Origin of the sequence: Streptomyces diastatochromogenes (assembly GCF_002242805.1) — a bacterium.
Classification (GTDB): domain Bacteria; phylum Actinomycetota; class Actinomycetes; order Streptomycetales; family Streptomycetaceae; genus Streptomyces; species Streptomyces diastatochromogenes.
Genome location: NZ_MCGQ01000115.1, coordinates 1 through 6,450, shown reverse-complemented (window position 1 = coordinate 6,450; position 6,450 = coordinate 1). Strand labels below are relative to the sequence as shown.

Below are 6,450 nucleotides of genomic sequence, written 5' to 3'. Positions count from 1 at the left end.
CCGGCGTGGTGGACCACGGCGGCCATCCGCGGGAACAGCGCCGAGTGCGCCACCTCGCCGATGGTCAGCATGTCGTCGCCGTCCGCCGCGAGGCCGCCCCAGCCGCGCTGGACCACCCCGCGCAGCCCGGCCCGCCGCAGCGCCGCCACGACCTGCGCGCTCAGCCGGCCGGCGTCCGGCACGGTGGCGCTGCCCAGCCCGACGAACACCGGCGGCGGACCGGCGTCGAGGAACTCCCGCAGCCTGTGCGGGAGTTCGGGCTCGGTGTCGTACGGCCACCAGTAGCCGCACACGCCCAGACCCGGCCGCCAGTCCCGGGGCCGGGGCACCACCAGCGGGCTGAAGCCATGGTGCACCGGCCACAGCCGCCGCTCCCTGGCGCGCCGAGCGGGGCCGGTCCGGACCGGGGGCAGCCCGAGGCGGGCGCGGACCGCGGGCACGGTGGCGGCGAAGACACGCTCCACGGCGAGGTTCACACCGTGCCCGGCGAGCCGGTTCCCCGGGGCTCCGAAGGTGCCGCCACCGAGCACCGGAGGGGCGAACTCCTGTGTGGGTGCCAGGGGTTGCAGATAAAGGCCCATGCTCGGCAGTCGCAGCCCCTCGGCGACGGCATGCCCGAGCGGCGCCAGCGAGGCCGACAGCAGCAGCACATCGCTCTCCCGCGCCGCCGCCACCAGGTCGTCGGTCATCCGCCCGACCAGCCGCCGGGCCAGCTCCACCACCCGCACCAGCTTCCCGGCGCCGCTGGTACTGCGGTGCAGCCCCCGGCCCCGAGGTGACTCCAGCTCCGCGCGCGGATCGACCGGCAGCGCGTGGAACCGTACCCCGGAGCCCGCCACCAGCGGCTCGAAGCAGCCGTGGGTGACCAGGGTGACCTCGTGCCCGGCACGGCCGAGCCGGTACCCGAGGCCGGTGTAGGGGGCCACGTCGCCCCGGGATCCCGCCGTCATGATGGCAACCCGCATGGCGGACAGTATGGCGGCGCCGCGCCGCACAGAGGTCCAACGACCCGGCCCGACCGTCGACTTCACGCCTGCCGCATCCGTTGACTTCACCCCCGGGCGGCTCTACGGTCGGCGCGCACAGCATGTTCGGTTAATCGATCCATGTTCGAAATATCGATCGCCGAAGTGTCGATAGCCATCCCGATCACCCACGCATTCCGTCCCGTACGCGGAGGAGCCGATGTACCCCCCACCCGGTCTCGCAAGACGCTGCAGAACCGCCGCCGTACGTGCCCTGGTCCTCGTCCTGACCGCGGCCGCCGCCCTCCTGTTCGCCCAGCCGGGCCCGGCGCAGGCGGCGACCACCCGCCAGGTGTCCGTCCCCACCGCCCCCATGGGCTGGGCCTCCTGGAACAGCTTCGCCGCGAAGATCGACTACAACGTCATCAAGAAGCAGGTCGACGCGTTCGTTTCGGCCGGACTGCCCGCCGCCGGATACCAGTACGTCAACATCGACGAGGGCTGGTGGCAGGGCACCCGGGACAGCGCCGGCAACATCACCGTCGACACCTCCGAGTGGCCCGGCGGCATGAGCGCCATCGCCGACTACATCCACAGCAAGGGCCTGAAGGCCGGCATCTACACCGACGCGGGCAAGAACGGCTGCGGCTACTACTTCCCGACCGGCCGCCCCGCCGCCCCGAACACCGGCAGCGAGGGCCACTACGACCAGGACATGCTCCAGTTCTCCCAGTGGGGCTTCGACTTCGTGAAGGTCGACTGGTGCGGCGGCGACGCCGAAGGACTGGACGCGGCGACGACGTACAAGGCGATCAGCTCCGCCGTCACCAAGGCCACCGCCGCCACCGGCCGCCCGCTGACCCTCTCGATCTGCAACTGGGGCTACCAGAACCCCTGGAACTGGGCGCCGGGCCTCGCCCCCATGTGGCGGACCAGCACGGACATCATCTACTACGGCAACGCGCCCTCGCAGACCAACATGCTGTCCAACTTCGACCAGGCCCTGCACCCGGACGCACAGCACACCGGCTACTACAACGACCCCGACATGCTGATGGTCGGCATGCCCGGCTTCACCGCCGCGCAGAACCGCACCCACATGTCCCTGTGGGCGATCTCCGGCGCCCCGCTGCTGGCCGGCAACGACCTCACCACCATGACCGGTGAGACGGCGGCCATCCTCAAGAACCCGGACGTCATCGCCGTCGACCAGGACCCGCGCGGCCTCCAGGGCGTCAAGGTCGCGGAGGACACCTCGGGCCTCCAGGTGTACGGCAAGGTCCTCGCCGGCACCGGTGACCGGGCCGTCGTGCTGCTCAACCGCACCTCCGCCGCCAAGGACATCACCGTCCGCTGGTCCGACCTCGGCCTCACCGGCGCCTCGGCGAGCGTCCGCGACCTGTGGGCGCAGAAGAACCTCGGCTCGTACGCCACGAGTTACACCACCAGCGTCCCGGCGGGCGGCTCGGTGATGCTCAAGGTGACCGGTACCGAGGCGGCGAGCAGCGGCTACAGCGCGACGTCCACCGGGAAGTTCACCGGCGTGAGCGCGGCGAGCACCGGCCTGGACGTGGTCGACCTCACCTACACCAACACGGCGTCCACCGCCGTCACCGGCACCCTCCAGGTCAACGGGCAGACCGCCACCACGGTCTCCTTCCCGCCCACCGGATCCACCCCGGGCACGGTCTCGGTCCAGGTCCACCTCACCAAGGGATCGGCCAACTCCCTGACCCTGACCGGCGGTCCCGCTCTGGGCACCCTCACGGTGAGACCCGTCCCCGGCACCGACGCCACCCTGCTCACCGGCAAACAGTCCGGCCGCTGCGCCGACATCTACAACAACACGATCACCAACGGCACCCAGGCCGAACTCTGGGACTGCAACGGCGGCGCCAACCAGGCCTGGACCTACACCGCCCGCAAGGAACTCGTGGTCTACGGCGACAAGTGCCTCGACGCCTACAACCTCGGCACCACCAACGGCACCAAGGTGGTGATCTGGGACTGCAACGGCCAGACCAACCAGCAGTGGAACGTCAACGCCGACGGCACGATCACCAACGTCAACGCGGGCCTGTGCCTCGACGCGTACAACGGCGGCACGGGCAACGGCTCCAACCTCGTGCTGTGGAGCTGCAACGGCGGCGACAACCAGAAGTGGTCCCGGACCTGACACCTCCGCCGAGGACGTGCTGCCGAACCGAGCCTCTTGCCACGCCCCGCTCCGTGATGATCGCGGTGCGGGGCGTGGGCATCTCCCGGACGAACAGTGGGACCTCATACGGGATCTGTGCCAGGCTGGTCGCGGTGCCGGGCGAGTGCACATCCATGGGGGTACTGTGGGGCCGCGGAGGCCGCTGTCTTTCGGAGACGCGCTGATACTTCTGGGCCAGGACCCTCCCGCCATGGCGGCGCTGGACCGAGCGATCGCGGGAGCGCTCAATCTGGCCACGGGCGGTCTGAGCGGCGGGCTGCTCGGCATGTTCGACGCTCGCGGGAGAATCCTCGGTCTGGGACGCGACGCGGCGCGTGGCGTGGGCGCAAGACTGGGACGCGCTCATGGGCGGGTGGAACGCACCCAGCTTCTGGAGGCCGCCCACACCGTGATCGTCGTACTGGCGTTCTTCGAGGTCCTTGAACAAGCTTTCGATGCCCTGGTGCAGGAGGACCCGCCCCTGTCGCTGAACGACTTGCTGCTGAGTCGTCGTGAACAGATCACCCTCGCGGGCGGCCGACCGACTTCCGACGAGGGATTCGCGCAGACCATGATGCAGGTGGACGCTCCACGTCCCGCTCCTCATCTGCCGTACGAGGACACCCTCGTCGAACTCCGGCTCTGGTACCGGCGCCTGGCCTCTCGAGTCGTCAACTTCCTGCGGGGACTGGCCTTGTGGGAGGAACTGCCTGCGTCCATCCGCTCGGAGATCGCGGACACGGTGCACGACGCGCTGCCCGAGCGCGCGGTCGAGCAGTACGAGGCGCTGTACTCCCGACTGGCTGTCGAGGCCCCCGAATTCCGTTACTGGTCGGGCCGGTTGGAACACCAGGCCACGCGCACCGAACTGCGGCGGGCGCTCGCCGGGCTGGAATCGCTTCTGTCCTCGTCCATCGTTGTGCAGGATCCGCCGGTGGACATCGCCCAGGCCCTGTCCCGGGCACACCTGGCGGCCCTGAACCGCCGCATCCTCGACGCCGAGTCCACTCCGGAAGGCATGCGGGTGCCGACGCTGGGCGAGGCATATCTGGACCCTGATTTCAGGGTACGTGCCGTCGACGGGCAAGGCAGTCCCGCCGCCGAGGACTGGTGGGAGGAAGCACCGTTACGACAGGACCTCACCGAGTATCTGACAGGCGTCCTGACGTCGGAGGGACTCACCCTCGCTCCTCTGCTGGTGCTGGGGCAGCCGGGCGCGGGCAAGTCCGTCCTCTCCCGGATCCTCGCGGCGCGGCTGCCGGCCGCTGGATTCCTGCCGGTGCGAGTGGCGCTGCGCGATGTGCGCGCGGACGACGAACTTCAGGACCAGCTCGAACAAGCCGTCCGTGACGCCACCGGAGAGCAGGTTGCCTGGCCCGCACTGGTGCGGTCGGCAGGCACCGCCTTGCCGGTCCTCCTGCTCGACGGGTTCGACGAACTGCTGCAGACCACCGGAGTGCACCAGAACGACTTCCTGGTGAAGGTGGCCCGTTTTCAGGAACGGGAATCGGAGCAGGGACGTCCGGTCCTCGCCCTGGTCACCAGCCGGACCACGGTGGCGGATCGGGTCCGCTATCCGCAGGGAACGGTCGCGATGCGCCTGGAGCCGTTCCGACGGGAGCAGATCGAGGCTTGGCTCCAACAGTGGAACCTCTCCAATGCCCGGCACTTCACCGCCCGGCGCCTGTCGCCACTCACCTGGGAGCTGCTCGAGCCGCATCGCACCCTGGCCGGGCAGCCACTGCTCCTGACGATGCTCGCTCTCTATCACGCGGCAGGGAACGACCTGCAGGGAGCGGACGAACGCCCACTGGGTGAGGCAGATCTGTACGAGGCACTGCTCGGCTCGTTCGCTCGGCGCGAGGTGGCCAAGGACTCCCGGGACACCCTGCGGGACACTCAGATCGACGACCTCTTGGAGCGAGAGCTCCAGCGGCTGTCACTCGTCGCTTTCGCCATGCTCAACCGGCGGCGCCAATGGGCCTCGACGGCTGAACTCGAACAGGATCTGGCCGCGCTGCTGGGACGGCACGCACACGCGGCATCGGGTTTCCGGGAACCTCTGGGACAGGCTGAGATCACCCTCGGGCGCTTCTTCTTCGTGCAGCGCGCGCAGTCGATCAAAGGTGGACAGACGCTGTCCACCTACGAGTTCCTGCACGCCACCTTCGGGGAGTACCTGGCCGCGCGACTCGCCGTGCAGCTGTTGACGAGACTTCTCGACCACCGCCCCGTCTTCTCGATGGGCAGTGAACCGCTCAACGACGACATGCTGTTCGCGTTGCTCTCGTTCGCCCCCGCCTTCTCCCGGCAGATGCTCCGCTTCGCCCGGGCGCGCGTCGAACAGCTGCCGGAGGACGATCGTGAGCGTCTGTCCCGCCTCGTCATCCGTGTGCTGGGCGAACGTGAGCTGCGTGCCGACCAGCCGTATCCCGCCTACTTTCCCCAGCGGATGCGGGCCACTGTCCGGCAGGGCATATACAGCGCCAACCTCGTGATGTTCGTGCTGTTGCTGACAGGGGAGACGGCGGTCAGCTCGCTCTTTCCCACCCAGGACGACCCGGGGGACGCATGGCACAGTCGCGCGCTGCTGTGGCGCTCCTCCTTGGAGGAGCCGCAGTGGACGGACTTTGCATCGGCCCTGATCCTGCGACGGACCCGCGACGGAGACCGGCGTGATCTGACGATTCGTCTTCGGCAGGGCGAACCGGCCATCCCAGAGGCGATGGACGCGCACTGGATCTACCCAGTGCCACAGGAGCAGGAGGACGTTCTGTGGCAGCGCACCTACTGGAACGAGATCTGGCACAAGATGGATCTCTCGGCGGGGACGAACGACGGTGTGGCCCTTCAGGCCCTGCGCCCGTTGTTCGAGTCCTTGGGTCCGTTGCTCACCACGTTCAACGGGGGTGGCGGCAGACCCGCCACCTCGATCGTCCACGACCTGCTGAAGCTCTGGCTGGAGGGCGAGATCGGGATGTCTCTGGAGGAGACCCAGGTGCTGTATCGGCGCGTCGGCAACGCGCTCCTCGTCTCCGACCGAGAAGGCTCGGTCATGCGGCACCTCAGGCCAGTGCTCGTCGGCCTGCTGGATCGCGACCTGAAGCGCTTCCCCCCACAGGACGTGCAGCATCTCGTCGATGTGTTGTCAGTACATGCCCCCGCTGAGCTGCGCGAGCTGCTCCAGGGACGTGCCGAGGCCGCCCGGTTCAGGACTCTGCGCGGCGAGTGACAGCCGGCGCTCGCGCTGAGTCAACATGTTCATGGCACGGGGCTGCACTGAGCTGG

Annotated in this window: 3 protein-coding genes; 2 read left to right on the top strand and 1 reads right to left on the bottom strand. The window is 69.1% G+C overall.

From position 1 onward, the window contains the following. On the bottom strand, window positions 1-950 hold a 950-nt coding region (locus BEK98_RS46585; RefSeq protein WP_094222873.1), incomplete at its 3' end, for a glycosyltransferase. Window positions 951-1,185: 235 nt separating this feature from the next. Between BEK98_RS46585 and BEK98_RS46580 the strand changes: the two genes are divergently transcribed. Next, window positions 1,186-3,141 (top strand): ricin-type beta-trefoil lectin domain protein, encoded by a 1,956-nt coding sequence (locus BEK98_RS46580; RefSeq protein ID WP_094222872.1) that lies wholly within the window; start codon window positions 1,186-1,188, stop codon window positions 3,139-3,141. Window positions 3,142-3,373: 232 nt separating this feature from the next. Then, window positions 3,374-6,394 carry an NACHT domain-containing protein gene (locus BEK98_RS46575; RefSeq protein ID WP_094222871.1) on the top strand — a complete coding sequence of 1,007 codons (3,021 nt, stop codon included), beginning with the start codon at window positions 3,374-3,376 and terminating at the stop codon, window positions 6,392-6,394. The last annotated feature ends 56 nt before the right edge of the window (window positions 6,395-6,450 follow it).

Bases quoted from the DNA above. Each gene is read 5' to 3' on its own strand.
- BEK98_RS46580 (WP_094222872.1), top strand. From the start codon at position 1,186: ATGTACCCCCCACCCGGTCTCGCAAGACGCTGCAGAACCGCCGCCGTA.
- BEK98_RS46575 (WP_094222871.1), top strand. From the start codon at position 3,374: ATGGCGGCGCTGGACCGAGCGATCGCGGGAGCGCTCAATCTGGCCACG.